This window comes from bacterium (assembly GCA_036524115.1).
In the GTDB taxonomy this organism is placed as follows: domain Bacteria; phylum JAUVQV01; class JAUVQV01; order JAUVQV01; family DATDCY01; genus DATDCY01.
The window spans coordinates 1-3,163 of the sequence record DATDCY010000158.1 but is presented as its reverse complement, the minus strand read 5'-3'; the positions used below and the strand labels follow the sequence as shown (position 1 = coordinate 3,163).

The 3,163-nt window shown below is 71.7% G+C and carries 2 protein-coding genes, 1 tRNA gene and 1 pseudogene; all 4 read left to right on the top strand.

Going from position 1 to position 3,163, the window contains the following annotated elements; genetic code table 11:
• A partial coding sequence (locus VI078_07770) for a hypothetical protein (GenBank protein HEY5999186.1) occupies nt 1-413 on the top strand: 413 nt, incomplete at its 5' end.
• A 48-nt stretch (nt 414-461) separates the two neighbouring features.
• A pseudogene (gene rpoD / locus VI078_07765) lies at nt 462-2,228 on the top strand (RNA polymerase sigma factor RpoD).
• 52 nt (nt 2,229-2,280) lie between these two features.
• Nucleotides 2,281-2,356, top strand: a tRNA-Ile gene (locus VI078_07760).
• A 106-nt stretch (nt 2,357-2,462) separates the two neighbouring features.
• A partial coding sequence (locus tag VI078_07755; GenBank protein HEY5999185.1) for a Nif3-like dinuclear metal center hexameric protein occupies nt 2,463-3,163 on the top strand: 701 nt, incomplete at its 3' end.

The following is a 3,163-nucleotide window of genomic DNA, read 5'->3' as shown; positions in this document are numbered from 1 at the left end:
AGCTGGTCAAGGCGCTGCTCGCGCATCCGGCGGTCGCCGCCGAGCTGCGGGGCGCGCTCGATCTCGGGGAGCTCGAGAGCGAACAGTGCCGCACCGTCGCGGCCACCGCCTTCGCGCTGCTCGACCGCGGCGCGGGCGAGGGGTTCGCCGGGAAACTGGAGTTCGCGGACGAGCGGCTGGGCCGCCTCGTCACCGGGTGGCTCGCCGACCCCGGCCTGCCCGCCGACGCCGCGGAGGCCCGCCGCGCAGCGCTGGACTGCATCGAGCGGCTGCATGAGCGGCGCCGTCGCCGCGAGAGCCTTGCGCTGCAGGAGCTGCTCCGCCGCGCCCAGGAGGCGGGGGAGCACGAGACCGTCCGGGAACTTCTGGCGCAGAAGCAGAGTCTGTGCGTGCGGGCGCCGGGCAAGGCCTGATCGACACGCAAACGGGGGCCGTCGGCGGCCCAGGGAGGATACGCGGAAATGCCGAAGAAGGAAGGATACGACCAGGTCAAGCAGCTCATCGACCTCGGGAAGGAAAAGGGCTTCCTGACCTACGACGAGGTCAACGACCTGCTGCCGGCCGAGGTTGTCAACGGGGACCAGATCGACAACATCGTGATGATGTTCGGCGAGGAGGACATCGAGCTGATCGACTCCTCGGAGGCGGCACAGTTCCGCCGGACGCGCCTGCGCAGCGAGAAGGAGGAGGCGGCCGCCGAGGAGGAGGGCCCTGAGCTGGACCTGACGCCGGGGGCGATCGGCAAGACCGACGACCCGGTGCGCATGTACCTGCGCGAGATGGGCACGGTCCCGCTGCTGACGCGCGAGGGCGAGGTCGAGATCGCCAAGCGCATCGAGGAGGGGCGCAAGACGGTCCTCGACATCATCTCGCAGATGCCGCTCGTGCTCGGCGAGGTCACGGGCTGGCGCGGCCGGCTCGAGGCCGACCAGATCCGGGTGCGCGAGCTGATGGCGCTCGACACCGAGGAGCCCGACCAGCTCGAGCAGCTCGAGGAGACGAACAAGGAGAAGGTCGTCGCGAAGCTCAAGGAGATCGAGCGGCTGGCCCGCCGCCTCGACGCCCTCGCCGGCAAGCTGCGCGCCAAGACCGTCTCGGCGAAGGAGCGCCAGCGCGCCGTGCGCGACCAGGAATCTGCGCGCCAGCAGCTGCTGCAGGCGATGTGGGGGCTCAAGATCAACCCGAGCCAGGTCGAGCGCTTCGCCCTGCAGCTGCGGGCGGCGGCGCAGCGCATCCGCGCGGCGGAGGCGGAGGCCCACCAGGTCTACGGCAGGTACAAGGCCGACCTCGCCGCCTTCCGCAAGGCCGTGGCCTCCGCCAAGGCGGGGCGCAAGCCGAAGATCCAGGTCGGCAGCCGGCTGCTGACGAAGGAGACGGTGCTCGAGATGGACAGGAAGGTCCGCGAGCTGCACAAGCAGGTGCGGGCCGTCGAGCAGGAGCTGGGCCTCTCGCGCGCGGAGATCCTCGAGCGCGGCAAGGTCATGGTCGAGGGCGAGACGCGCGCGGCGCGCGCCAAGAGCGAGCTGGTCGAGGCGAACCTGCGCCTCGTCGTCTCGATCGCCAAGAAGTACACCAACCGCGGGCTGCACTTCCTCGACCTGATCCAGGAGGGGAACATCGGCCTGATGAAGGCCGTCGACAAGTTCGAGTACCGCCGCGGCTACAAGTTCTCGACGTACGCCACCTAGTGGATCCGCCAGGCGGTGACGCGCGCGATCGCCGACCAGGCGCGCACGATCCGCATCCCGGTGCACATGATCGAGACGATCAACAAGCTCATCCGCACCTCGCGCCAGCTCGTGCAGGAGATCGGCCGCGAGCCCACGCCCGAGGAGATCGCGGTCAAGATGGAGATGCCGGTCGAGAAGGTCCGGAAGGTGCTCAAGATCGCCAAGGAGCCGATCTCGCTCGAGACGCCGATCGGCGAGGAGGAGGACTCGCACCTCGGGGACTTCATCGAGGACAAGAGCACGCCTTCGCCGGCCGATGCCGTGACGGCGCTGAACCTCAAGGAGATGACCGACGCGGTCATGCTCACGCTCACGCCGCGCGAGGAGAAGGTGCTGCGCATGCGCTTCGGCATCGGCACCAGCTCGGACCACACGCTGGAAGAGGTCGGCCAGCACTTCGAGGTCACGCGCGAGCGCATCCGGCAGATCGAGGCCAAGGCGCTGCGCAAGCTGCGGCACCCGAGCCGCTCCAAGCGCCTCAAGAGCTTCATCGAGTGAGGCGTCCGCAAAGGCCCCATCTGCGGCGGTGTGTTATGATGCCGGGACGAGCGGGCCTATAGCTCAGCTGGTAGAGCTACCGGCTCATAACCGGTCGGTCCCAGGTTCGAACCCTGGTGGGCCCACCAAGCCAGCGGAGGTGAAGCTGAACGCCATTGTCGCAGCCGGACCGGCGCCGCGCGGGGCGTTCATCCCGCGCCCGGCGCCGCGGGCGCCCCGGGAGGGGAGCCGGCGGTGATCCGCGTCGGGGACGTGGCGCGGATCATCGAGCGGGCCGCCCCGCCCGCCCTCGCCCTCCCCGACGACAACCCCGGGCTCCAGCTCGGCAGCGCCGCCGCTGCCGTCCGCGGCGTGCTCGTCGCCCTCGATCCCACGCCGCGCGCGGTGGCGCGGACCTTGGCCGCGAAGGCCGACCTTCTCGTCACCCACCACCCGCTGTTTCTCGAGCCGCTGCGCCGCGTGGACACGGCGGGCGCGACCGGCGCGGCCGCGGCGGCCGCGCTCGGCGCGGGGATCGCGGTCTTCTCGGCGCACACCAACCTCGACGCCGCCCCGGGCGGCCTGGCCATCGAGGCCGCCCGGCGGCTCGCGTTGCGCGAGGTCGGGTTCCTGCACCCCGTGCCCGGTCCCGCCCTGGTCAAAGTCGTCGTCTTCGCGCCGGCCGCCGCGGCCGAGCGCGTGCGTGCGGCGCTGGCCGCCGCGGGCGCCGGCTCCATCGGCCCGTACGACTCCTGCGCCTTCGCCGCGTCCGGCGAGGGGACGTTCCGTCCGCTGGCGGGCGCCCGCCCCGCCATCGGCCGCGTCGGCCGGCTCGAGCGCGTCGCCGAGCGGCGCATCGAGGTGATCGCCGACGAGGGGCTGCTGCCCGCCGTGCTCGCGGCAGCGCGCCGCGCCCACCCGTACGAGGCGCCGGCGATCGACTGCTACACGCTGCG